Source organism: Paenibacillus sp. FSL R10-2736, assembly GCF_038000245.1.
GTDB lineage: Bacteria > Bacillota > Bacilli > Paenibacillales > Paenibacillaceae > Paenibacillus_AQ > Paenibacillus_AQ phytohabitans.
On sequence record NZ_JBBOBN010000002.1, the window covers coordinates 1,415,988 to 1,442,058 of the forward strand.

General features: G+C 50.3%; 19 protein-coding genes. 17 read left to right on the plus strand and 2 right to left on the minus strand.

Annotated features, from left to right (window positions below):
- The first annotated feature begins 2 nt into the window (after window positions 1-2).
- The 4 genes from gnpA (at window position 3) to pcp (ending at window position 7,532) form a co-directional block, all read left to right on the plus strand.
- Entirely contained in the window at window positions 3-2,165 is a 2,163-nt protein-coding gene (gene gnpA / locus NSQ73_RS34240) for a 1,3-beta-galactosyl-N-acetylhexosamine phosphorylase (protein WP_340990641.1), read from the plus strand.
- Window positions 2,166-2,545: 380 nt separating this feature from the next.
- On the plus strand, window positions 2,546-3,316 hold the full coding sequence (gene yaaA, locus NSQ73_RS34245) for a peroxide stress protein YaaA (RefSeq protein ID WP_340990642.1): 771 nt from the start codon (window positions 2,546-2,548) through the stop codon (window positions 3,314-3,316).
- 198 nt (window positions 3,317-3,514) lie between these two features.
- Window positions 3,515-6,877: a HEAT repeat domain-containing protein gene (locus tag NSQ73_RS34250; protein WP_340990644.1), complete on the plus strand. Its 3,363-nt coding sequence runs from the start codon at window positions 3,515-3,517 to the stop codon at window positions 6,875-6,877.
- A gap of 43 nt (window positions 6,878-6,920) precedes the next feature.
- Window positions 6,921-7,532, plus strand: coding sequence for a pyroglutamyl-peptidase I (pcp, locus tag NSQ73_RS34255; protein ID WP_340990645.1), 612 nt, complete (start codon window positions 6,921-6,923; stop codon window positions 7,530-7,532).
- On the opposite strand, the gene NSQ73_RS34260 is transcribed toward pcp, so the two are convergent.
- A complete protein-coding gene (locus NSQ73_RS34260; RefSeq protein WP_340990646.1) occupies window positions 7,501-7,932 on the minus strand; it encodes a GNAT family N-acetyltransferase in 432 nt (143 codons plus the stop codon). The two genes, pcp and NSQ73_RS34260, sit on opposite strands and share 32 nt — an antisense overlap.
- Before the next feature lie 699 nt (window positions 7,933-8,631).
- Between NSQ73_RS34260 and NSQ73_RS34265 the strand changes: the two genes are divergently transcribed.
- From NSQ73_RS34265 to NSQ73_RS34315, 11 genes are all read left to right on the plus strand, one after another.
- Entirely contained in the window at window positions 8,632-9,759 is a 1,128-nt protein-coding gene (locus tag NSQ73_RS34265; RefSeq protein WP_340990647.1) for an ROK family transcriptional regulator, read from the plus strand.
- Between the two features lie 269 nt (window positions 9,760-10,028).
- Complete coding sequence (locus NSQ73_RS34270) at window positions 10,029-11,540, plus strand: sugar ABC transporter ATP-binding protein (protein WP_340990648.1); 1,512 nt, start codon at window positions 10,029-10,031, stop codon at window positions 11,538-11,540.
- A 10-nt stretch (window positions 11,541-11,550) separates the two neighbouring features.
- Entirely contained in the window at window positions 11,551-12,585 is a 1,035-nt protein-coding gene (locus NSQ73_RS34275; protein ID WP_340990731.1) for an ABC transporter permease, read from the plus strand.
- A 78-nt stretch (window positions 12,586-12,663) separates the two neighbouring features.
- Window positions 12,664-13,665: a sugar ABC transporter substrate-binding protein gene (locus NSQ73_RS34280; RefSeq protein ID WP_340990649.1), complete on the plus strand. Its 1,002-nt coding sequence runs from the start codon at window positions 12,664-12,666 to the stop codon at window positions 13,663-13,665.
- Between the two features lie 47 nt (window positions 13,666-13,712).
- The gene (locus tag NSQ73_RS34285) at window positions 13,713-14,753 is read left to right on the plus strand and encodes an NAD(P)-dependent alcohol dehydrogenase (protein WP_336103120.1); all 1,041 of its coding nucleotides are present in this window, start codon (window positions 13,713-13,715) and stop codon (window positions 14,751-14,753) included.
- 287 nt (window positions 14,754-15,040) lie between these two features.
- Complete coding sequence (locus NSQ73_RS34290; protein WP_042133591.1) at window positions 15,041-15,676, plus strand: glycoside hydrolase family 11 protein; 636 nt, start codon at window positions 15,041-15,043, stop codon at window positions 15,674-15,676.
- A 275-nt stretch (window positions 15,677-15,951) separates the two neighbouring features.
- Complete coding sequence (locus NSQ73_RS34295) at window positions 15,952-16,791, plus strand: formylglycine-generating enzyme family protein (protein WP_340990650.1); 840 nt, start codon at window positions 15,952-15,954, stop codon at window positions 16,789-16,791.
- A gap of 110 nt (window positions 16,792-16,901) precedes the next feature.
- Window positions 16,902-19,184, plus strand: a complete 2,283-nt coding sequence (locus NSQ73_RS34300) for a helix-turn-helix domain-containing protein (RefSeq protein WP_340990651.1) — start codon at window positions 16,902-16,904, stop codon at window positions 19,182-19,184.
- A gap of 312 nt (window positions 19,185-19,496) precedes the next feature.
- On the plus strand, window positions 19,497-20,456 hold the full coding sequence (locus tag NSQ73_RS34305; RefSeq protein WP_171719090.1) for an ABC transporter permease: 960 nt from the start codon (window positions 19,497-19,499) through the stop codon (window positions 20,454-20,456).
- Window positions 20,457-20,471: 15 nt separating this feature from the next.
- Window positions 20,472-21,344 (plus strand): carbohydrate ABC transporter permease, encoded by an 873-nt coding sequence (locus tag NSQ73_RS34310; protein WP_042210579.1) that lies wholly within the window; start codon window positions 20,472-20,474, stop codon window positions 21,342-21,344.
- 70 nt (window positions 21,345-21,414) lie between these two features.
- Window positions 21,415-23,088 carry an ABC transporter substrate-binding protein gene (locus NSQ73_RS34315; protein WP_340990652.1) on the plus strand — a complete coding sequence of 558 codons (1,674 nt, stop codon included), beginning with the start codon at window positions 21,415-21,417 and terminating at the stop codon, window positions 23,086-23,088.
- Window positions 23,089-23,324: 236 nt separating this feature from the next.
- Here the strand turns inward: NSQ73_RS34315 and NSQ73_RS34320 are convergent, their stop codons facing one another.
- Window positions 23,325-23,741, minus strand: coding sequence for a VOC family protein (locus NSQ73_RS34320; RefSeq protein WP_076247930.1), 417 nt, complete (start codon window positions 23,739-23,741; stop codon window positions 23,325-23,327).
- 489 nt (window positions 23,742-24,230) lie between these two features.
- Here NSQ73_RS34320 and NSQ73_RS34325 point away from each other — a divergent pair, with 489 nt between their 5' ends.
- On the plus strand, window positions 24,231-25,802 hold the full coding sequence (locus NSQ73_RS34325) for a glycosyltransferase family 39 protein (protein ID WP_340990653.1): 1,572 nt from the start codon (window positions 24,231-24,233) through the stop codon (window positions 25,800-25,802).
- A complete protein-coding gene (locus NSQ73_RS34330; protein WP_340990654.1) occupies window positions 25,789-26,061 on the plus strand; it encodes a hypothetical protein in 273 nt (90 codons plus the stop codon). The genes NSQ73_RS34325 and NSQ73_RS34330 overlap by 14 nt, the downstream gene beginning before the upstream one ends.
- The last annotated feature ends 10 nt before the right edge of the window (window positions 26,062-26,071 follow it).

Sequence of the window (26,071 nt, forward strand, 5' to 3'; positions counted from 1 at the left end):
AATTGTCCAAACCATCAACAGGCGCTTTCACACTGCCGGGAGAATCCGGTTACGAAGCGCTAACGCTTGAACTCGCTGAACGCTGGGGTGCCGATGTCATCCGTGACAGTGACGGTACACAGTTATCTGATGAGATTATCAATGCCGGATACGGCATTTATTCTACAGTCTGTATCATCCGGGACCATAATGAATGGGCGTCGCAGAACCCGGATAAGCTGCAGCAGAGCTTCCTTATTACCAATCCGAAGGTAGCTGTGCAAGATTATTTGTCGGTCTACCTGATGGAGGATTTCTTCGCTGAACAGTTCAGAGTGAATGATTCCCGTGAGGCGTATAAGTACTGGCAGGTGTATGACCGGACGACCGGTGAGGAAGTACCGAGAGAGCAGTGGAATTACGACCGGGAATCAGGCAATGTGGTGCTTACCGGAATCGTACCTTGGCATAAATACACCGTCAGCTTCATGGCCTACCGGATCTGGGAAGAGATCTCCATGTACAATCACACCACGAACAACTGGAACAAAGAGCATCTGATGCAGATTGATCCTATGTATGCTGACACGCAGAAATACCTGCTGGAATGGATGGAAGACTGGTGCCAGGAGCATAAGGAAACGACGGTTGTCCGGTTTACTTCCCTGTTCTATAATTTCGCCTGGATCTGGGGCAGCAGTGAGCGTAACCGCCATCTTTTCTCAGACTGGGGTTCCTATGATTTCACGGTGAGTGCGAGGGGTCTGGATCTGTTCGCGCAGCAATACGGCTATTCGCTGACGGCAGAAGATTTCGTGAACGGCGGCAAATACCGTGTCAGTCATATCCCGGCGGAGCAGCGCAAGCTCGACTATATGGCTTTTATCAATGATTTCGTGATCGGATTCGGCAAGCAGTTAATTGATATTGTGCATAAGCATGACAAACTGGCGTATGTCTTCTACGATGACAGCTGGGTTGGCGCAGAGCCTTACAATGACCGCTTCGGTGAGTTTGGTTTCGACGGAATGATCAAATGTGTGTTCTCGGGATATGAGGCAAGGCTCTGTTCAGGGGTGAAAGTGGATACGCATGAGATCCGGCTGCATCCGTACTTGTTCCCGGTTGGTTTAGGCGGTGCGCCTACCTTCATGGAAGGGGGGAATCCGACACTGGATGCCAAAAAATACTGGATCAACATCCGGCGTGCCCTCCTGCGTGAGCCGATTGACCGGATTGGCCTGGGCGGATATCTGCATCTGGTCGAGCCTTACCCGGATTTCTGTGATTATATCGAGAAGATTGCGAATGAATTCAGAGAGATTAAGGAGCTGCATGAGCAAGGCAAGCCCTATCATATCAAGACCAGGGTAGCCATTCTGCATAGCTGGGGCAAGCTGAGATCTTGGACCTTGTCCGGCCACTTCCATGAGACGTATATGCATGATCTGATTCACATTAATGAAGCACTATCCGGTCTGCCGGTTGAGGTGCAGTTCATTGATTTCGAGGATATCCGCCAGGGCGTGCTGCAGCATGTGGATGTAGTGATTAATGCAGGCAGTGCCGGTACAGCCTGGAGCGGAGGGGAGTACTGGAAAGACAGCAAACCGGTGGATGTCCTGACCAAATGGGTGTATGAGGGCGGTGCTTTTATCGGGATTAACCAGCCTTCGGCCGTTGAGGGATACGACAGCTACTTCAGAATGGCGCATGTTCTGGGTGTGGATGAGGACACGGGTGCGCGGGTAGCACATGGCAAATGGGCATATGAGGTTCAAGCTGAGCAAGGTCTGGTGCCTGATGGCGCCAGCATCTCGCCGAAGAACGGTATCCATCTTACGGATGGTTCCGCTGCTGTGCTCAGTGAGGTAGACGGTAAAATCACACTATCTGCGAATAGTTTCGGTAAAGGTAAGGGAATCTACCTGCCTTCCTTCGAATTCGGCTGGGAGAATACCCGTCTGCTGCTGAACCTGATCCGCTATGCCGGTAAGGAGCTACAGGAAACGAAATATATTCCGGATAACCTCTATACCGAGTGCGCGTATTATCCGGAGAGCAAGATGCTTGTCGTGATCAATAACAGCGACCAGCTGCAAAAGACTACGATTGAGACGGAGTATGGGCCGCAGACTGTGGAATTGGAACCGTTCGATACGATTATTCGGACTATTGGGGAATAGGAATGTGAAAAAGCTCAAGCCTGGGGTGTTATGCCGGGCTTGGGCTTTTTGTGTTGTGTGAGGTGTTAAACGGGCCTAATGTATGTGAAAAACCGAATACAATGTGCAGCGATAGAGCGGATGGGCCCAATGTATGCTGAAAATCGAATACAATGTGCCGGCGATAGGGGGAAGGGGCCTAATGTATGCGAAAAATCGAATACAATGTGTCACTAGAAGGACGGACAACAGCGGCCGGAAGTCCAAATATTCACCGCAGTGACGACTAAGGTTTAAGTTAGTATACTAAGTTAGTATCTTGAGTTCAGCTTATATAATATAAATTATGATAGTATAAAGGTATATTTAGTTTTCCCCGCGGGGGTAGAAAAGGGAGCAGCATGAGAATCATTATATCGCCTGCCAAGAAGATGAAGACGGACACGGATTTCTTGGATTACCGCCAAGTGCCGCAGTTCATCAGCGATTCGCAGACTCTTCTGGCCTTATTACGCAAGTTGAATTATGAAGAAGCCAAAGCGCTATGGAAATGCAATGATGCCATCGCCACGCTGAATATGGAACGGATCCGGGAGATGGATGTCACCAGGAATCTGACGCCGGCTATCTTCTCATATGAGGGAATACAGTACCAGTACTTGGCGCCCGGGATCTTTCAGACGGAGGAGCTGGATTATCTTCAGCAGCATTTGCGGATTTTATCCGGATTCTATGGAATCGTCAGACCTTTTGATGGCGTTGTGCCGTACAGGCTGGAGATGCAGGCTAAGCTGGGTGGTAAGGGCTTCAGTTCTCTCTATGAGTTCTGGAATAAAAGACTGGCGGACCAGCTGTTCGCGGAGAGTGACATCATTCTGAACCTGGCTTCCAAGGAATACAGCAAGTGTATCTCGCCGTACATTGGCAAGGACGCTCGAATGATTAGTGTGGTGTTCGGGCAGGACATCGGCGGCAAGGTGGTTGAGCGGGCGACGCTGGTCAAGATGGCCAGGGGTGAAATGGTCCGCTACATGGCCGAGCGGCAAATTACCCGTGTGGAGGATATTAAGGGCTTCGACGGGTTTGATTTCGCATTTGCGGAAGGCTTGTCAGATGAGAACACGTATGTGTTTATCCAACAGAAGCGCGATAAGACTGAAATGGTAGAGTAAGGCTTGCAACGGGTAATCTTGAAGACGGTTGAATAACCGGATTGGGGTTGCCTTTTTTTTGTTAAGAAGAATATCTAAGCTGAATAAAAGAAAATAACAATAGCGCAAATATTCACCGTAGTGACAATTGCGTTTAAGTTAGTATCTTAAGTTCAGCCTATAATGAATGAAATCAGAACAGGTTAACGAGGAGGACTTATGATTTTGAGAAGAGATCCATTGGACAAGCAGAGCTTACTTAAAGAACTGGATTCACTAGGTTACTCCGACAGAATCAGAAGAGTAACGACATTGGGCCGTGAGCACCTTGGATCAGCCAAGTACTCCGAATTACTGGCCTCATTACTGGAGGGCGGTGCGTATGAAGCGCGCCTTGCCTTAATGGGTGCCATCGCCACACTGGATGCTCCGGTTATTCTGTCTGCTCTGCGGCATCCCCTGGCAAGTATCAGGAACACGGCTGCGGGCCTATTGGCTAAAGTGGCTTCAGATGAAGAAATAGAACGTGAGCTCCCGCATTTATCACATGAATGCCGCCGCAAGCTGCTCCGCACCATTTCACAGATAGACCGTCAGGAACTGGCGGAGCGCCTGTTACCCGTGGTATACGCCCGGTGGGGTGCGGAGGAGGCAGCGATAATACTGCAGGCCTGCCATAAGGCAACGGTTAGCACATGGCTTGCGGATATCGGTTTTGCCATCAGAGACTGGAAGAAGTTAGCAAGCCGGCATCTAGATGTAGTAGCGGAATACTTCGCAGCCACGCTGGAGAGCACCCCACTCAGGGGAAAAGGGCATGTCTGGTCGAGGTTCTCGTCTGCTATGGAGCATCTGTGCAATCACAAGGCGGATCTGATGCTTGCGTGTGCACTGAATCACGGTCCTATGGGCATTATACATCCTGCACTCAAAGAACATCTGGGCACACTTGTACGCCAGAATCCGGATAAGGTGTTTCAGCTGCTGACACAAACGGAATTGCGGAGCGATCTGCTGTCCCATGGTGTTCCTGAGGCTGTGCTGAAAAGAAAGAAAGTTCTGTCCATAGACCAGTGGATCGGGATTGCGAAATTACTCGCAGATTACCCTATGCATGTAGCGAAGCTGCTTGAACATATGGCGCCGTCTAACCGCAAGGTGATTTTTGATGCCGTGTATGAGGAGGATAGACGCAAAGAGCGTATTTTCCCGGAAAAGTTACTGTATGAATTGCCGTATGCCTTGCGTGATAAGGAAGCTGCCCGGATGCTTGGCCTTCGTGAGATCAAGGATAACCGGGACCGGACCCTCCGTATTACCGCCTGCCGCTCCATTCTTCATTCAAGAGAGCAGCTTGAGCTGGCTACACGGGTATCCAGTGCAGACGAACGTGCTACGGCGCTTATGCAGCTGATCCGAAGTACGGTTCTGTCGAGGCAGGGGATGAATGAAACCCTGGTCTATCTGGGCCGGATTAAGAATGACCAGGACCCTGTACGCAGCGCAGTGTTCAAGGAGCTGTCGGAAAGTCCTGCGTCTGTATACGAGGATGCCCATGTGCAGGCGCTTACTTTACTCGTTGATAGTGTTATCGATGCCAGAGATACCTCGCATGGTACGAAGTTCTCTGTCCAGCAGCTGGCCTTTGCGATTCTGCGGCATAACGCAGGGCAGCCTCACGGTGAGCTGTTCAAGTTTGCGTTAGCTACAATCAAGAAGCTGGCCAAGCAGAACGGGCAGCTATCTCTTCCATCACTAGAGAAACTGCCCCAGGGAGTAGAAGAGATGATCTTCGACGGCATATACGCCTTTGCTGCACAGGCCAACCGGACAGAGAACTACTATCTGGTAATGAGCCTGGCGGGTTCTTTTGGCAAAAGAGGTCACGGTATTATTAAACTTCAGAATCTGTTACAGGAAGCCACGAGGGCCAAGGCAGATGCAATAGCTATGCGTGCAACCCGGCTCTGGCTTGAACCACATCAGATGCGTGATGCCAGAGTTAAGGAACTTTTGGCCTCGGATAAATCGTATATTACGATCCATGAAGTGTTCCGGCATCTGCACTTGAAGCGCCAGGAGTGGCTCGATCCGTATATTTCGGGGGCTGTGATCAAAGGCAGGTTCCTGTCAGGCAAAACGATTTATCCCGTGCCGGCGGAGAGCGGATTCTACCGGTGGCTGCCGCGTCAGCAGCAAGCTTACAGTTCCCTCTTAGCGAAAATTGCGGATGATCCTAAGCGCAGTCTGTCCGAGCGTGCAAGAGTGATCAGGATTATGGCCGGTATGCCTGATCTTGGCCCGGACAGGCTGCTTGGACTGGTACAGGATGAGGAAGTCGCTGTAGCAGAGGCGGCGCTTCATGCCCTGTCACTCCTGGAAGAGCCGGAGAAGGTGCTCCCCGTGCTGCTGGACAATCTGGATGGAGACCGGGCACGTGTAGCGATGTACTCCATACCAAGGTGCATCCGCAGAGTGAATCCGGTGTTATTGGTTACCTTGCTGAAGGAGCTGCTAAACCGGGATAAGCTGAAGATTACGGTCCGGAAAGAAGCCATCCGCTTGCTGGGCGCGTATAGAAGTGAGGACAGCCTTCCGCTGCTCCTGAACGAGCTCGGCAAACCAAGCGCCCATAAGGATGTGATCATCGCCATAGGGCATGCTGCGAAGCAGCTTTTGGATGATGAACGCAGCTGGGAGATTCTACGGGCCATCGCTGCTTCCCCGCAAAGTGATATCGCACTAAGCTTATTATCCCAGCAGCCTAATGCTCTTCCGCTTGACTATAGACCGCGCTATCTGGCCTTAATCATTGAGATTGCCAATCATCCGGATACGTCCGTTGGCAGGTATGCTTTTGCTGCTATGATTTGGTGGACTAATGGAAATGAAGATGTGATTGCTGCTGCCGCTGCTCAGGCGATTACGGACCTGGAAGACAGCACGAGATGGGAAGCTGCGGTGAACACGCTGATCGAAACCTGCCGCGACGGCAAGGTCAACGAGGTTGTAATTGGTGTTTGCCGGAAGCTGGCCGGTACAGGGATAAGCGGGGATTGGAATGCAGCTGCGGGAAGAGATCTGCCTCACCGGCAGCGCCTCCAGAAATTAATTAACCAGCTGACCTCGTTGCCGAAGAATACACGTGTACATCTTATCCCTTTGTACCTGGGACTGATCGATTGTCACGCAGCCGATGAGACTTTACAGCAGCTTGTGATGAAGTTGTATATCGCTGCCATGGACTGGAATAACGTGGAGGAATCCGCCGCGTATCTGAACCGGATGGTTGATGGTATGTCAGATCAGCCGCAGCTGTTAAGCGAAGCGTACAGCCAGATCGCCCATAGTATACAAGACAGCACAGGATACTGGAATCCGGAGACTCTGCTCGAAATTGTGGATGTGCTAGGGGCTGAACAGCGTTACGAATCCCCGTATATGGGACTTTCATTGCTGGAAGTAGCAGGACAGGCTCTACATTGGAGCCCGGAACCGGCAGAGCGTTTGCGGTCGTTCAGAAATCACACGAACCTTGCGGTCCGCTCGCGTGCGCTGAATATTTGGACAGCGAGGGAGTAGAGGTTAAGCTGACATGATCAGAAAGAAAGAGAGGCTACACGCTATGAAAATCCTTATAACAGGCTTCGAGCCGTTTGGCGGAGAGCTTGTCAACCCTTCGCTGGAGGCGGTACAGCATCTGGAGAATTACATTGGCGGTGCGGAGATCATCAAGCGGTCTCTGCCCGTGGTGTTCCAGAAATCGGTGGAGACACTGATCGGGTATATCGGGGCCGAAAGGCCGGATGCGGTGGTCTGTATCGGACAGGCGGGCGGGGTCAGCGGCATTACGGTGGAACGGATTGCCGTTAATCTGATGGATGCTTCCATTGCCGATAACGAAGGCTGCCAGCCGGAGGATGTGCCGGTCTGCGCGGACGGACCGAATGCCTATTTTTCCAGCCTGCCTGTCAAAAGAATTGTTCAGACGATCAAAGACAACGGCCTGCCGGCCTTCCTCTCGAACAGCGCTGGAACTTATGTCTGCAACAACACCATGTACGGTCTGCTCCATCACATTGAGCAACATTATCCGGCTATGCGCGGCGGCTTCATCCATGTGCCCTATATCCCTGAGCAAGTGCTCGATAAACCGGGCAAGGCCAGCATGGCGCTGGGTGATATTGTTAAGGCTACCCGGATTGCTATATCTGTGATAGCTTCATATGCAGAATAGGCCAAGGCTGGCCTTGTTCATCCCGTTCAGACCGGTCATAGACCTGGAATCCCAGATGCTCGTAGAATCCGAGAGCCTGGGGATTTTGCTCATTCACATCCACGTAGAGTACGTTCAGAGTGTGCAGGGCATAAGTGACTAGCTGCTTACCAATGCCTTGTCCTCTGACGGCGGGGTCTACGAACAGCATTTCAATCTTCTGCTCCTGAACATGCTCCTGACCGGTATAGGCAAGCAAATGGGAGATATGTCCGATACCTTGATGAACCAAGGGACGTAATCCTTCAATATCCTGTTCTGTTAGGAAAAGATGCGTGGCACGGACAGCTGTTTCCCAAATGTCCAGCAGCTCTTGCAATACGGCCTGATTTCTATCTGTAATTCTTTGTATCCGGTTCATAGGCTCCTCCTGGCAATTTTGCTATGATTATAGCATACGACAAGAAATGGATTCTGAGGCTGATTTCATATATAACTGAATCGAGATGAAGCGGCTTGAAACCAACGGTTAACCTGATTAAGTTTGGCGGAATCACATTCATTCTTTCCGGCATTCTCTTTTTTGCCCGGTATCTGTTTATGATGCCTATGCCTGCTCCCCCGCTGCCGGATGCTTAGCTGTTGTCCTGGCTGCATTCAGGCTCAACCGTGCTCTGTCACTTCTACCCTACTAAATCCTGCACGAAATACAACATTACTCTATTAATATCAGTCCTATTCGGGAATTGTTGTATAAAAGGCAGGATTTTGCCTTCCAACAGGCGGTTGAGCGGGACAATTCTTGTAATTCATACAACAATTCTGACGAGGCGTCTATTATTTAGGGGGCAGAGTTGTAATACGTACAACATTAGGATGTTAGTGCGGGTGAACGTAAGAGTCCAACTAGTCTAGGGGACGCGCTTCAGACCAAACAACGCAATCCGGGGTGCTAGTGTGAAAAGACTAATGACGGGGAAATAAATACTTGATACAATGACTTTACATTAGTGAAAATATTCACAAATAAAACATACAGATGATTGCAAAAACGGGTGTGATTGTATATTATATTTATATACATTATTAAAGTACATTTGTAAAAGTCGGAGGCTATATAATGGCGACACATCGCTTGAACAGTATGGAAGTTAAAAAGATGAACCGGAACGCCATTTACCGATATCTGTATCACCGTGAATCTACTTCTATTCAAGAGATTGCGCAGGCGCTCAATCTAAGCCTGCCTACAGTTACCCAGAATCTTAAAGAGCTGCAGGAAAGAGAGCTGATCGAGGAGACGGGGTTGTTCGAATCCACCGGCGGCCGCAAAGCCAAGTCGATGGCCTGCAACAGTGTGGCGAGATATGCCATCGGGCTGGATGTGACCCTGAATCATGTGGGGATAGTCATCATTGATTTAAGCGGCAGAATCGTTAAGAATGTCAGAAACCATTTCCCCTTCGCGAACAGCGAGGTCTATTTCCAGGGGGTGGGCAGGCTGGTGGAGGATTTTGTGGAAGATTGTCAGCTTGACCGCAGCCGGATTCTGGGCGTGGGGATTGCGCTGCCCGCGATTCTGTCCGATGACCGCCAGACGGTGAGCTATGCCACGGTAATTGATTTCAAGGGGGGAAGTGTCCAGCGGTTCGCGGAATTCATCCCTTATCCTTGTATTCTCAGCAATGATGCGAATGCGGCCGGCTTCACCGAATTGTGGGGGGAGCAAGACATTCACAATGTAGTCTATTTATCGCTTAACAACAGCGTGGGCGGTTCAATTATAGTTAGTAACCAGATCTATGCCGGTCAGAACCACCGTGGCGGAGAGTTCGGACACATGACGATTATGCCTGAGGGCCGTACCTGCTATTGCGGACAGAAGGGCTGTGTGGATGCCTATTGCTCAGCTAGAATACTATCGGACAGCACCGGGGGCAGCATTTCTGAATTTTTCCGGCTGTTGCGGGAAGGGAATGAGCCGCAAAAGTCCATCTGGCAGGAGTACCTTGGATACCTGGTGATTACAATTAACAACCTGCGGATGCTGTACGATTGCGATGTAATTCTCGGCGGTTATGCCGGAGCGTACATGGAGGAATACATTGATGATCTCCAGGCGCTCGCGGCCCGGAAGAACACCTTCGAGCAGGACGGCACCTACCTCCGGGTCTGCAAATACAAGCTGGAGGCTACCGCCGTGGGAGCTGCGCTGGAACTGGTAACGGAGTTTATTGACAGCATCTAGATATAACCTTTAATCAAAAGAATATCGTGTTCTTCTCCCGCTCCTCCGGAAGAGGGACGGTGCTGCATCTGCGGCTCCGCCCTCTGCCGGAGGCGTTTTTGTATGTCTGCCTTCAGAAAACCGCTAATTGAATGCGTTTCCATCACGCTTTAAGTTTTTGTTGACTTCAATACAAAACTGGCTATAATCTTATTTAGAAGGTTTTATAAAAGTACTTTAGTAACAATTGGAGCAGGCGGGAAATCAGTTCATCATTTGGGGGGAAAGGAATGGAACAGAGCATTAAACTCAGGGTGTCACAGATCGAGAAGTCCTTTCCGGGGGTCAAGGCGTTAGACAAGATTGATTTCAAGGTAAGAAAAGGTTCGGTGCATGTCCTGTGCGGCGAGAACGGTGCAGGTAAATCAACCCTCATGAAGATCATCAACGGCATTCACCAGCCGGATGGCGGGCAGATCTTCATAGACGAGAAGCCCGTCAGAATCAGCAACCCGATTCAGGCACGGAGCCTGGGGATTTCGATGATATTCCAGGAGCTGAATTATGTGCCGGAAATGACCGTGGAAGAGAACATCTTCCTCGGAAATCTGCCGGCGAACCGCTTCGGCAAGGTGGACTGGAAGCAGGTCAGAGCGCGTACCAAGGAGCTGCTGCGTGCAGAGAATCTGCCGTATTCCCCGACTACCCTGCTCAAGGACCTGACGGTGTCCGATATTCAGATGCTGGAAATTATGAAAGCGATTTCGTACAAGTCAGATATCATCATCATGGATGAGCCTACCTCTGCGATTACCCACGAGGAAGTAGATAAGCTGTTCGTGAAGATCAGGGAGCTGCAGGCCCGGGGCGTCAGCATTATCTACATCTCGCATAAGTTGGACGAGATTTTTCAGATCGCCGATGAGATTACCGTATTCCGGGACGGAACGGTAGTGGAGAGCCATCCCAAGGAGAAGCTGGACATTGAGACGGTGATCTCGCTGATGGTCGGCCGCAAGCTTACCAATACCTACCCGAAAGAAGAGGTAGAGATTGGCGACACCTTGCTGAAGGTAGAGAATCTGAGCGGTCACGGCGGCTATGAGAATGTAAGCTTCCATGCGCGCAAGGGGGAAATGGTCGGCTTCGCCGGACTGATCGGGGCAGGGAGAACCGAGGTGATGCGTTCGCTCTTCGGGCTTGATCCCATCGCCTCCGGGCAGGTGTACATCAAGGGCCGCGAGGTCACAATCAAGAACGTGGAGCAGAGCATCAGGCATGGTATGGTCATGCTCTCCGAGGACAGACGCAGATACGGGATCATTCCTATGCGGTCGGTGAAGGAGAATACGACCCTGTCTTCCCTGAAGAGCGTGTTCTACCGCTTCCGGCATCATGCCAAGGCCGAGCAGGATATCGTGTCGGAGATGTTCCAGAAGATGCGGGTGAAGACACCCTCGATGGATACAGTTATCGCCTCGCTGAGCGGAGGCAACCAGCAGAAGGTGGTGCTGGCCAAATGGATGATTCTGGGTCCGGATATTCTTATTCTGGATGAGCCTACCCGGGGCATCGACGTGGGCGCCAAATACGAAATCTATAAGCTGATGACCGATCTGGTCAAGGAGGGCAAGGTCGTCATTATGGTCTCCTCCGAGCTGCCCGAGCTGCTGGGGATGTGCGACCGGATTTACGTGATGGCCAAAGGCACGATTACCGGGGAGATCAGCCGGGAGGATTTCACCCAGGAGAAGATTATGAAGTACGCCACCGGAACGATTACATCAAATGAGGTGAACTGAATTGAAAGAGATGAATTGGAGCCAATTCTGGAGCACATTTAAAAAGACGTACAGCATCTATCTGGTGCTGCTGGCATTATTTATTGTCTGTTCTTTTGCCAACCCGAACTTTCTGTCCATTAATAACCTGACCAACATCTCCACCCAGCTGGCGGTAACTACCATCCTGGCGTTTGGCCAGACCCTGCTGATTATCAGCGGGATGCTGGATTTATCGCAGGGCTCTGTGCTGGCCCTTTCCGGAGTGTTTGCTGTATCCGCTTACAAATCTACAGGTTCTTTTACAGCCGCTATTGTCGTCGGCATCGTGACCGGCGTGGTGTGCAATATTGTCAATGCCGTGATGGTCAGCACCTTCAAGACGCCGCCCTTCATTGCTACACTGGCCATGCTGACGATGGCGCGCGGGGTTGCCCTCCTCTTCACCAAAGGACAGAACATCCTGCAGCTGGGGGATTTCACCGTCCTCGGCCAAGGCTCCATCGGCTTCATTCCTATCCCCGTGCTATTTCTGATTGCCTTTGCCCTTATCACCTGGTACATCTTGCGGCACACCAGGTTCGGACGCTCGCTGTTTGCAGTGGGCGGGAATGAAGAAGCGGCTACCGCTTCAGGTATCAACGTATCCAAGGTCAAATACACTGCTTTTATCATCAACGGTATCTTCGTAGGGGTTGCCGGAATTCTCTTCATGTCCCGGGTGAATGCCGGGCTTCCCAACGGTGCAATCAACTATGAATTCACGGCGCTGACGGCGGCGATCATCGGGGGCACCAGCTTCTCCGGCGGGATCGGCTCGGCGGGAGGCACCCTGGCTGGCGCCTTCATTGTGGGCTTCCTGGATAACATCATGAACCTGACCAATGTCGACTCTTACATGCAGCAGATTATCCGCGGGGCCATCATTGCGCTGGCGGTAATCTACGATATCCGGTCCAAGAACCGCAGAACCAAGAACACACTTGGCAGAATTGAAGACAAGAACGGCAGGAACGGCAAGAGCAGCGGACGCAAGAGGGAGCAGAGTCCGGGAATCGCCAAGTGACCCGGCACAGGTAAGAGGATGTCCAGGCAACCGGATTAAACAGCGGCGCTGTTTAAAATAAATAAAAGGGGAAAAACAATGAGAAAAACATGGATCACCTTAGTTTTGATGCTGTTGATACTGGGACTGCTCGCAGGCTGTGGCAATTCGAATACGTCAAGCTCGTCTAATTCAGGAGCGCAAGGAAGTAACAGCGGTGAGAAAGTATATAAGGTTGCCTACATCGCCCGTGCGCAGTCTGACTCCTTTGCCGCCTGGCTTGCCAACGCCGTGAAGGAAGAAGCCAAGAAATATCCGAACATCAAGCTGGAGGTCTTCGACGGGCAGGCCAGTGACGATAAAGAGAATTCCATGATCGAGAATGCCATCACGAACAAGTTCGACCTTGTCATTGTGCAGCCGAATAACGGTGAGGCGCAAAGACCTTACGTAGAGAAGGTAATCAAAGCCGGTATTTATGCCATCACCACTAATGCACGCATCTCCGGCATTGAAGGAGCATCCACTGTGGATGCCGATCCTTACGAGCAGGCCGGAGTCAATGCCCGCGCAGCGTTGGAACAGATCCCACAGAATGCCAAGGTCGTAGTACTCAACGGCCCGTCCGGGAACTTCCACGCCGATAAGCGGAGAGAAAGCTGGCAGAAGGAATTCTTCGACAAACGTCCGGATGTGCAGATCGTCGGCGAACAGATCGCCAACTGGAACAAGGACGAAGCGATGAAATATATGGAGGACTGGGTTCAGGCCAACGATACCATCGATGCTGTTGTTTCCATGAACGACAATATGGCGGCAGGCGCGATTGAAGCGGTTAAGGATAATGCCAAGTTCAGCAGCATGCTGGCTTATGGAGTGGATGGAACGGCTGAGGCGTTTCAGCTGATCAAGGAGGGCAAGATGACCTCCACTTGTCTGCAGAATGCTTTTGAGCTGGCAGAGAAGCTGCTCGATACCAGCAACAAGCTGCTGACCGGCGCGGAGAAACAGATCGACACCGATATCGGCAACCCGCTGATTGCCAAGGATAACGTGGATGAGTATATCGCATTGCTGGAGAAGGCAGAGGCCTTGAAGTAATTCAGATGGTTATACAGAACGCTAATGCCCCTGAGGAGGAGAAACTTGTGAAGAACAGAGCCTTTTATATGACAGAGCTCAAGAAGCTGGAAATGAATGAAATTGACATGCCGGTGGCCAAAGAGGGCGAGGTTGTCGTAAAGCTGGAATATGTCGGAATTTGCGGCTCGGATGTGCATTATCTGGAGTATGGGCGGATCGGCGACTTCGTGGTCGACGGAGATTTCATCCTCGGGCATGAATGTGCCGGAGAAGTGGTGGAGCTTGGCCCCGGGGTGAAGCATCTTAAGGTGGGTGACCGGGTTGCGCTAGAGCCTGGAGTCACCTGCGGCCAGTGCGAATTCTGCAAGAGCGGCAAGTACAATCTCTGCCCGGATGTGCAGTTTCTGGCCACTCCGCCCTACCATGGCTGCCTGATGGATTATATGGCTTTTCCGGAGAACATGGCCTTCAAGCTGCCGGACAACGTATCCTCGGAAGAGGGGGCGCTGGTGGAACCGCTGGCCGTGGGCCTGCATGCTGCGGCGCAAGGCGGAATTAAGCTGGGTGACCGTGTTGTGATCCTCGGAGCGGGGTGCATCGGGCTTGTCACACTTCTGGCCTGCAAGGCGTACGGAGCAACGGATATTGTGGTCGTAGATATCATTGAGAAGCGGCTGGAAGCGGCGAAGAAGCTGGGCGCCTCCCGGGTAATCAACGCCAGGCAGGAGAATGTTCTGGATGTAATCGCTGCACTGACAGACGGTCAGGGCGTGGATAAGGTCATTGAAACCGCAGGAAGCGAGCATACCGTGAAGCAAACGCCTTATCTGGTCAAAAGAGGCGGAACGATTGTGCTCGTCGGACTCGCAGCCAAGGATATCATCGACTTCGACTTTATGCAGATTATGTTCAAAGAAGCCGATATCAAATCGGTATTCCGTTACCGGAACCTGTATCCTGCCGCCATTGGAGCGATTGCCGACGGTAAAATTGACGTCAAGGGTATCGTGACCCATGAATTCAACTTCGAGGATACCCAGAAAGCTTTTGATTTCGTCATCAATAACAAGGAAGATGTGGTGAAGGCCGTAATCAAGATGGGCTGACGAATCCATAAGATTGCTGATGCAGAGCCGTCCTTTCATGGGGCGGCTTTTTTAATTGATAAGTTATGCCGCCTCGTCTCCATAAGACCTATAAAAATTGGGATTAAACCTTTAATTTGCAGAGAGAAATGTAAACGCTTACCTTATATAATTTACTCGTGAAGGAGGACAAGTAAATATCTGGGAGATAACTCAGGATAAGTTAGATTCTGCGGACAGAGGCTACGGGCAAGTGAGGGCGGGGAAGAAAGGCTGTACACAACAAATTATTCTTAGGAGGTAATTCAATGTTTAAGCTAAACAAGAAAATTCTAACGGTATTCATGGCAGCCACAATGAGCTTCAGCGCGTTTGCAGCGACCTCAAGTGCAGCAACAGATTATTGGCAGAACTGGACTGATGGCGGAGGTACAGTCAATGCTACGAACGGAACAGGCGGGAATTACAGTGTGAACTGGTCCAATACCGGAAATTTCGTGGTCGGTAAAGGCTGGAATGTTGGATCGCCAACACGAACAATCAACTACAATGCAGGCGTCTGGGCGCCATCCGGCAACGGGTATTTAACCCTGTACGGCTGGACAAGAAATTCACTCATCGAATATTACGTTGTAGACAGCTGGGGTACTTATAGACCTACCGGAACGTATAAGGGCACCGTGACCAGTGACGGGGGCACCTATGATATCTATACCACCATGCGCTACGACGCGCCTTCCATTGATGGTAATGCCACATTCCCTCAATACTGGAGTGTAAGACAGTCGAAGAGAGCGACGGGAAGCAATTCTGCTATCACTTTCAGTAACCATGTTAACGCATGGAAGAGCAAAGGGATGAATCTGGGAAGCAGCTGGTCCTATCAGGTGCTTGCAACAGAAGGCTATCAGAGCAGCGGCAGCTCTAACGTAACGGTGTGGTAACAGGCGGCTGACAGGCACTAACCGGGTTCCGGCTATTCAGAAAGACGGCTGATCATTGATAGGACTGAGGCCTGCCGGTCACACAGCCGGCGGCCTTAATAAGCCAGCTATATAGGCTGAACTCCACTTGAAATCTTTTATATCATCCTGCAATTAATACAACATTTCCGTCATGCTGTTGCAGAACGTACAACCTTTATAACTACTGTGCTGCCTATATAGAGGCTAATCAGCAGGTCCGTACCTTTCCCAATCGGTTCAAAGGAGATATATCCATGCGAAAACTATTGATTGTCATTTTAATAGCATTAACGGGTATTGCCGCTGCCTGCTCGCAGGAGAAGCCTGCCAGGGAAGAGCGTCTTGTATGGGTCGAGGGCGGTGCCTTTGTAGACACAAAATCCAATTATTACGGAACAGATGTGACCCTCCCTGATTTTTATATCAGTAAGTATGAGGTGACTCAACAAGAATGGCTGGAGGTGATGGGGAATAACCCTTCCCAGTTTCAGGGGTATAATCTGCCCGTAGAGAGTGTAACCTGGTATGATGCTGTGGAGTACTGCAATCAACGGAGTATGAAAGAGGGCCTGAAGCCCTATTACAATATAGACAAGAACACTGTTGATCCGAATAATACAAGCGACAGAGATTTCATGAAATGGACCGTAACGGTCAATGCAGGAGAGAACGGCTACCGCCTGCCGACTGAAGCGGAGTGGGAATATGCAGCAGGCGGGGGACAGATGAGCAAGAGCAGCAGCTATAGCGGAAGTAGCAAGGCTGATGAGGTAGCCTGGTATTGGAGGAATTCCGGGGATCAATTCTTAACCGGGGATTGGAACTGGCCGGCGATCGAGAATAACCATAACCAGACGAAAATTAGCGGCCTCAAGAAACCCAATGAGCTGGGGCTTTACGATATGTCAGGTAACGTGAGGGAATGGTGCTGGAACTGGTACGAAGGCCCGGACAGCAGCATCGGCTCCCTCAGACTGGTGAAGGGCGGCGGGTGGATCGGCGGCGTTAACAATACAGAGGTATCGTTTCGGGGCAAGTTTGAGGGGAGCAGCAGGGGAAATGACCAGGGTTTTCGTGTGATCCGCAGTGAGTAAATAGCCAACCTGCTTAAACTGTACATCAGATTTCAAATTGTACATATGAAGCTTACCCCAATTTCATTTATGATTGAAATGTACAAAAAAGGGAATTAGGGGGATTGCAATTGAATTTGGAAAGGGGTCACTTCACACAAAGTGTAGTTTTCCGGTTAATTGTCTCGTATGCGGTGATTCTGTGCATACCTGTCATTCTTAGTGTGATCATCTATGGTCAGACGAGAGAAGTTGTGAAAAATGAGATTAAGCTGGCAAGCAGAGCGATGCTTCAGCAGGTAAGATATATTGTGGACGGGGAGCTGCTGCAGACAGAGAGCCTGGCCACACAGCTGGCCGTTCATTCCGAAGTGAAAGGCTTTCTGTCTTCATCCACACCTGATAACGCTTACAAGATATACGGGCTGAAGCAGGAGCTGGGCAAAATGTTATCTGCCAACAACTTCATTAAGGAGATTAACTTATATTCGAAGCCGCTGCAGTCGGTGCTTTCCAGTGAGACCTATATAGAAGAACAATCTTTTTATGAGATGAAGCTTCAGACGGATACTTTCGCTTACGATGATTGGCAGCAGCTTATGGGCCAGCATCATTCGGGTGAATACGTGCTGCTTCCGCTCAAGAATTCGGATAAAAAAGCTACGTATACCCCGTTCTATATCCGTTCGTTGCCGATTCAGGCGACTGCCGAACTAACAGGCGCACTCATCATACCGCTTAATGTGGAGAAGATGATGACGATGCTCGCGAATATCGACTGGGTAGAGCGGGGCCGGGTATTTATTATGGACACGAATGGCCGGATTATGATTCAGAATGCTGGAGATACGCTGATCGAACCTTCGGCTTATCAGGAATGGAATGACCGCGGCACCGGCACCTTTACGAGTACCTTTCAGGGAGTTAAATCGATGATCACCATCGAGTCGTCCGATACGACAGGCTGGAAGTATATCAGCGTGTTTCCGACCGATGTCTTCTGGGAGCATATCGGGGGAATGCGGACGATGAACATGTACGGATTATTGCTGTGCTTTGCGGTAGGCAGTGCGGTTATCTATTATTTCGCCCGCAAAAACTATGATCCGATCAAAGAGCTGGTCAGCGTATTCACCCGCAATCCGGCGCAGGGCACCGGTGAATACCTGGATGAATATACGTTCATCCGCAGGAATGTTCTGGAGACGATCAGGGAACGGGATGATACGAACAATAAGCATGATCAACAGCTGCGCGTGCTGCAGAATTACTATTTAGGGAGGCTACTGAAGGGTCAGGCCGACCGTAACGTCCCGTTCACGGAGCTGGCGAAGATGTATAAGCTGAATTGGACGACTGATCATTTCGCAGTGCTGCTGTTCTATATCGATAGCGATGACGATGGGATACAGGATCTCGCGTTATCCCAATTTATTGTATCCAATATTGTTGCCGACCTGGTCAGCAATCATTGGACGATCAATTTCACAGATATGGACGGCATGCTGGCGGCGGTCGTGAACGTAGCTCCGGAGCGTGCAGAGCACTGGAAGGATGATATCGAGGATGATCTGGCCCAAGCCTACGAATTCATTACTCTCCGGTACAAGCTCCGCTTCACCACAGTGGGCAGTGAGCTGCAGACAGGTCTGAACGGCGTGAATCTCGCGTTCCTTCAAGCCCTGGAAGCCCAGGAATACCGCAGCGTGCTCGGAGATGAGATGCTGATCTGGTACGGAAGCATCAAGCCAAGCGCCGGCAGTTATTTCTTCACGGTGAATGACCAGATGATGCTGATCAACTTCCTGAAGGCCGATGAATTCGATAAGGCCAACGAGATGATTAATAGTATCTTACAGCAAGCGTTCCAAAGAGAGAGGTCGCATGAAATTTCGAAATGCATCCTGCTTGATGTAGCGGCTACGATGATTAAGGCCATTCCTGATCAAGAGCAGGCCAGCATCGCCTGGGATGAATGGCGGCCGCTCAAGCGGCTGCTGTCCTGCACCACGAAGCCTGAATTCGAGCAGGAGCTGCTCGATATCTTTGAGCGGGTATGCACGGTGCTCCGCAGTAAGCCTAATCTGCAGACGAGTGCCGGTATCGGCGAGAAGGTTACAGCGTTCGTGCAGGAGAACTACAGCGACAAGAACCTGAGTGTGTCACAGATCGGCGATCATTTCGGATTGACGCCGCAGTATGTATCCCGGTTGTTCCGCGAACAGACAGGGCAGGTCGGACTGCGTGATTATATCAGCCAGAGCCGGGTTGAAGCAGCCAAGGTTCTGCTGCTCGAAGGGGCCAGCATCGACGATACCGCCGAGAAGGTTGGATTCGCCAGCAGCCATGCGTTTATCCGGGTATTTAAGAAGTATGAAGGGATTACGCCGGGGAAATACAAGGCGATCCAGTGAAACAGGATAGTGAAACAGGATAGTGAAACAGGATAGTGAGGCAGAGTGACAGATGATCTCCGGTTGCCGGAGGTCATCTTTTTTGGTTTCCAGAGCGGAAATACGCGAAACCGTCTATCCGTTTCAAGATGTCAACCGCCATTTGCAGGTTAACGTACATCATTTCCGGTATTGAACATTGATGAGCCGCCGGGTTAGCAAGTACATTGATGGAGCAGAAAGCGATTACATCCGGACGGCTGCGAACCCGCCCGCAAGCGTCAGGCAGCCGTCCCTGCTAGAGTGAATTATTCGTGAGGAAGTGATGATGACATGGCAGTTCCTGCTAAAGCTAAGACTGCAGGCATGATTCCACGCAAGAAGGCGGACAGAATTCCCTTATGGAAGCATGTTAAACAAGAATGGAAGCTATATTCGTTTCTGGTCATCCCGGTAATCTACTTCATTATTTTCAAGTATGCGCCGATGCTGGGGAACATTATTGCTTTCCGGAAGTACAGAGGCGGGCCTAATATCCTGGGTACGGAATGGGTCGGGTTTACGTACTTCGAGATGTTTATGAAGGATCCGACATTTTGGCGGGCTTTTTTCAATGATCTTACCTTAAGTGTCAGTTATCTCCTGGTGAAATTCCCTGTTACTTTGTCATTTGCGCTCCTGCTTAACGAAATACGGAGGATCAAATGGAAGAAATTCGTCCAGACGGTATCCTATCTTCCGCATTTCATCTCCATGGTTATCGTCGCAGGGATGATTAAAGAGGTGGTTTCTTTAACGGGCCCCCTGAATAGCGTTCTGACGTCCTTTGGACTGGAGACAATCTCCTTCATCTCCCTGCCGCAGTGGTTTCCGGTGATCTATGTTACCTCCGGCGTCTGGCAGAGCCTGGGCTGGGGAACGATTCTCTATCTGGCCGCGATGACCGGCATCGATCCATCATTGTATGAGGCAGCGAAGATTGATGGCGCTAACCGCTTCAAGCTGGCGAAGCATGTGACCATTCCCGGCATTCTGCCGACGATTATGGTGCTCCTGATTCTGGATATCGGCAGCATCCTGGGCTCCAATTTCGAGAAAATCCTGCTGCTGTACAATCCGCTCACCTACGAAACCGCTGATGTTATCTCTACCTATGTGTACCGGATGGGGATCACCGGAGGGAACTTCAGCTATGCGACAGCGGTAGGCTTGTTTGAAGGGATTATTGGACTGATCCTGGTGACGATTGCCAATACCGTATCCAAAAAAACTACGAAATCAAGCCTGTGGTAGAAAGGAGCCGAACCCGTGAAGCGAACCTCAACCTTTAACTTGTTTAACATTTTGAACAGTATATTCATGATTCTGATTGTCATCTTCACCTTATATCCTTTCGTCTATCTGGTGGCCCAGTCCTTCAGTTCGGAAGCCGCTATCTATGCAGGCAAGGTAACCTTATTCCCGGTGGAGTTTACGACCAAGACGTATGAAGTTATCTTGAGCAAACCGGATTTCTTCCATTACTACTGGAACACCATTGTATATTCCGTAACAGGCACTTTAATCGCCGTGACGGCAACAGCAGTAATCTCTTATCCGCTATCCAAAGATAAACTGCGGCTCAACAAATTTTTCATTCCGTTTGTCCTGTTCACAATGTATTTCGGAGGCGGACTCATCCCGAACTATATTCTGGTGGCCAAGACGTTAGACATGCGGGATACAATCTGGGCGATTGTCATTCCGGGGGCGATCAGCGCCTTCAATGTCATCCTGATGAAGACGTTTTTTGCCAGCCTGCCTTATGAACTGGAAGAAGCGGGACGGGTGGACGGCCTGGGGGTATTCGGGATTTTCACCAAAATCATTCTGCCCTTGTCAAAGCCGATTCTGGTTACCATTATGCTGTTCGTGATGGTCGGCATGTGGAATAACTGGTTCGGACCGTCACTCTATCTGCAGTCGAAAGAGAAATGGCCGGTCGCCCTGTATCTGAAGCAAATCATCGACAATGCGGTCAGTCCGACCGAAATCGGGGCATCCTCCGATCAGACGAGCCAGATTGCGGCAAGCATCAAATCGACGGCCATGGTGTTAACCTCACTGCCTATCATCTGCGTGTATCCTTTCGTGCAGAAGTATTTCGTACAGGGCATGATGATCGGCGCGGTCAAAGGATAAACGGTATAACCGGAGGGGTTATGGCCCTCTCTGTTATATATAGCTCTATACACAAAAAGGGAGGCAAACAATGAGATTCAGTAAACCACTTGCAATGGCATCGCTGGCGTTGATGTTGTCTATGACAGCTTGTTCATCCGGAAATAAAGAGGCTTCGGGCACCAGTAATTCCACAGCACCGAATGCTGCGGGTACGAATGCACCTGCAACAGCCGGGGCGGAAGATTATACCTTTGGCGCAGATCAGACCTTCCACTCGAATGAACCGGTAACCTACTCCATGATGTACAGCGACCATGAGAATTATCCATATAATAAAGACTGGCGGCTGTGGAGTGCGATCCAGGAGAAAACGAATGTAAACTTCGATCTGGCCATTACGGCAAGAACCGAATATGAGAACCAGAAATCCCTGCTCGTGAACAGCGGAGATGCTCCTTATATTATTCCTAAGACTTATGATGAATCCGCTTTCGTGGCCACAGGCCAGATTGTACCTGTCAGTGACTGGGTGCAGTACATGCCGAACTATATGAAGGCCGTGAAGGACTGGGGAATGGAAGAGGATCTGAAGGCTAAGCTCAAGGAGGACGGCAAATATTACGTGCTTCCAGGCATGTGGGAGATTGCCGGCGGCGGTTATTCCTACATTATCCGCAAGGATGTGTTTGAGGCTGCGGGAGTGGATGTTGAAGGCCAGCAGGGCAACTGGACCTATGAAGACTTCTATGAAGCGATGAAGAAGGTCAAGGACTTCACAGGCAGCAAATATGTCATCTCTGACCAGTTCAAGGGAGATTCCGCACTGAACATTGCTGCGGTTCAATATGGCGTTACTGCCGGCTGGGGATTATCCAACGGTCTGGTCTTTGACCAGGATAAGCAGCAGTTTGTTTTTGCCGATGCCTCCGATGACTTCAAGGACTATCTGGGCTACTTCAACAAGTTAGTCAATGAAGGCATTATGGACCCTGAATCCTTCACTCAGGAAGATGATGCGGCACAAGCCAAGTTCTTCAAGGGCGACACCTACGTGATCAGCGGAATCTATCAGGTTATGGCCGATTTCAAGAGCAAGATGCAGGTTCCGGATAGCGAGCTCTACATGATCACCCAGCCGGGCGGCCCCAAAGGGAAGCTGCAGGTTGAAACCTCCCGTCTGGAGAACGGAATCATGATCAGCCAGAATGCGCTGGATGACCTGGGCGAAGAAGAGTTCATTAAGATGCTCCGTTTCGTCGACTGGTTCTGGTACTCTAATGAGGGTCAGATGCTCAGCTTATGGGGCGTAGAAGGGGAGACGTATACCCTGGATGCAGACGGAAATGTAGTGCTGAATCCGGATATCTATTATAACGGAATCAATGAAGGTGCTGCTAAGCAGCTGAATGTGGATTACGGCTTCGCCGGCGGGATGTTCGCCTACGGCGGCTCTGAGAAGCTGAAGCTGTCCAAGATGACCGATGGGGAGAAAGACTTCGTGAGCCGCGTCCAGTCGACACGGGATACCCGCAAGCTGGCACCGCCGATCATGGCTACTCCTGAAGAGAATGAGCAGATGAAGCTGATCTCGACGCCGCTGATGGATTACGTCAAGACCATGACGCTCAAGTTCGTGACCGGCCAGGAAAAGCTGGACAACTGGGACCAGTATACGGCTCAGGTTGAAGCGAACGGCAGCACGCGGTATACGGAGATGGCCAATGACATTTTTGCGAAGACAAAGAGTCTGTTAGGGTATTAATGATTAACTCGCTTAAGTAAATAGATTCAAGTACGGCAGATCCCCTTCAGGCAGACTTTCCGGCAGCAGCATCTTAGGATGCGGTGGCTGGAGAGGGCTTGGAGGGGATTTCTATGTGTATTCCTAATCGTCAGCATCCATTCTCTATTAATGCTGTCATAGTAGCACAACATATTTGGCAAAAGATTGCACTTTCCTGATCAGTTATTGCTGATTATTGTCGTTAGGGTGCACGGCTATGCCTGCTCCGTCATAAGCCCCCAGCGAAATCCGAATTTGTCTATGACGGAAGCCATGCAGGAGCTATAGGTTGTGCTACGTAAGGACTGAAGGATACTCCCCTCCCTCGTTAGAACCTCGTAAGCCAGCTTTACCTGAGCCTCAGCTTCAAAAGTAACCGTGAGAAAGAAAGAGCGGCTTCCGGCAGATTGCAGTTCAAGCTCATCTGCCAGCATCAGGCGCTGCTCACCAATATAAGCCTCTGAATGATATACATAGCTGAGCTGTTCGCCGGTGAGATGGGTATCCCAGTCCCGTTTGTCTGCGTCAGAGTAGTGCAGGATATAGTTTGTTCTTAAGTCAAAAGCCTGCGTGTATAAAGCGATCGCCTCTTCACATTGCCCGTTAAAGTGCAGGGTGGGGGTAATTGGCATCGGGGTCATCTCCTGGTAAGAGAATTGTTTTATTATACATATTTTAACATCATAGATCGTGAAAGAAAAACAGATCCAGGAGTGAACCTGAAGGGTTAGTATTATATAATCCTGCACCAAATACAACATTTTCCTCAATAAATTGGCCGAATTTCAAAATTGTTGTACAGAATGCAACATTTCTCCTCCTACTGGCAGTTCAGCGGGGGGATTCTTGTATTTTGTACAACAATTCTCCCAAACACCCGGTTATCTACGACTCGAAGTTGTAATACGTACAACATTATTATTTTCTGAGGGTGAAATTGTGGGATTTACTCTGCTGCTGGGCGGGGGAGCGTGCTATTCAGCTTTCTCCAAGTATATTGGCGCATCTGAAATTCACCTTAACCCCATCTTCATCTGTTATTCAGGTTCGGTGTTTATACTACTTCTATAAATCAAGGCATGTGCGGATGGAGAATGGACGCTGCCGTAGAGGAGGTTAACATGGTAAAAGGAATCCAGCGAATTTTATACGTCCTGCTTGCCTTTTTCATAGGGCTGTTTATTGCTTCCTCCTTCTTTATCAGGGCGAAGTATAACTATGCAATCTATGGTGATACAACAGTGCTGGAGAAACAAAATATCTTGCTCTTTACCCTGCTGACCGCAGCCGTTCTGGGACTGAGCTATGTGCTGTACAGGCTCTGCCTGAAGCTTAATAAATACAGCAGGAGGATAGTCATCCCTGCGGTCCTTTTATTATCTGCCGCCATTCAACTCGTGATCATCCTCCTGTTCACCCGCATGCCTACGGACGATTCGCAAACGGTGCTGTCGCTGGCTTGGGATATGCTGTACAACAAGGATTATTCATCCTTCCAGCAGGGCGGATATCTGTATATGTTCCCGTTCAATTTCTCAATCGTTCTGTACCTGAAGACGCTGCTGTTCCTGTTCCCGGACAATTATCTGGTGATCAAAAGCTTCAATATCCTGTTCTCGCTGGTCACCACGCTAATGATCTACCTGCTCTACAAAGAGCTGAATACCAAGTCCCGATCGAATGACTATGGTGTCCTGGTATTTGCCGCGACCTATATTCCATCCTTGTTTATGAGCAACTTTATCTATAATGATGTGATTGCAACCGCTCTGCTGACCAGCGCTTTGTACTTTGCCGTTACGTTCATCCGCAGAAGATCCATGAAGGATATCGTGTTCGCGGCCATCCTGCTGGCCATCGGCAACTATTTCCGGAGCACAGGCATGATCTTCCTGATTGCAGTAGTTATCTGCCTGCTGTTTAGCTTGCGTCACCTGGGGCTTAAAAAAGCCATCGCCTCCATAGCCATAACACTGCTGATATTTAACATTCCGGGCTGGACGCAGAACGCTGCGCTCCAGGCAACAGGTATCGTGGACGAATCCCCTTCCAGCAATGCTGCGCCGGTCTATATGTGGCTGAATATGGGGATCAATCTGGAGACGCTCGGCTTCTGGGATAACCGGGAGAGCTATAATATCTATCAGCAGGATGCCGGATACAATAAAGCGGAGAGTGTGGAGCTGTTCAAAGCGTCCATCAGCAATAAGCTCTCTGGGGCTACTCTAGGGGAGCTTGCCGGAATGTATTATAAAAAGCTCGTATGGATTTGGACCGAAGGAACGTATCAGTTTGAACGGTACGGCATAGGGAATGATGGAACCTCTATAGGCGGCGGGGGGAGAAACGGCTTTGTGATGGACCGGTATATCTATTCTACCTCGTCATCTGAGCTGCTTAAGGGAGATTCGGATTACCGGAGCGGACTGCAATGGGTGGTGTATGTGCAGAATTTCCTGATGTATGGCTTCATTCTCTTCCGGCTGATCAGCGGGATACGGGCTAGGCGGTTTGCGGAAACCCCGCTGGTGCTGGTGATCCTGGGCTTCATCGGCTTCTATCTGCTCTGGGAGATCAAGGCCCGGTATATTTATCCGGTATATCCGCTGCTGATCGTCTTATCCTATATGGGCTTTAAAGATGTCTATGAACTTCTGACCACGAAAAGGGGGCTTGAACATGCAGTTCAATAGGCGGCTAAAGATACAGACTAAGAGAATCCGCATCACCTTACTCATTGCTGTGCTTAGCTGTTCACTGGTGCTCACCTCTTGTGAGGCAATTACTGCCCAGAAGATCTCAAGTGACGATTTCAACTCCAGGTCGGGCGGGTTCCCCGGCATGAACAGCGGCACGAATTTCAATGGCGGCGGCCGGGGGATGGATCGGGGAGGAACGCGCAGAGGCGGCAGTCAGGGGACGGATAGGGGAACGGGCAGCAGCCAGCAATAGCCAGCAATGA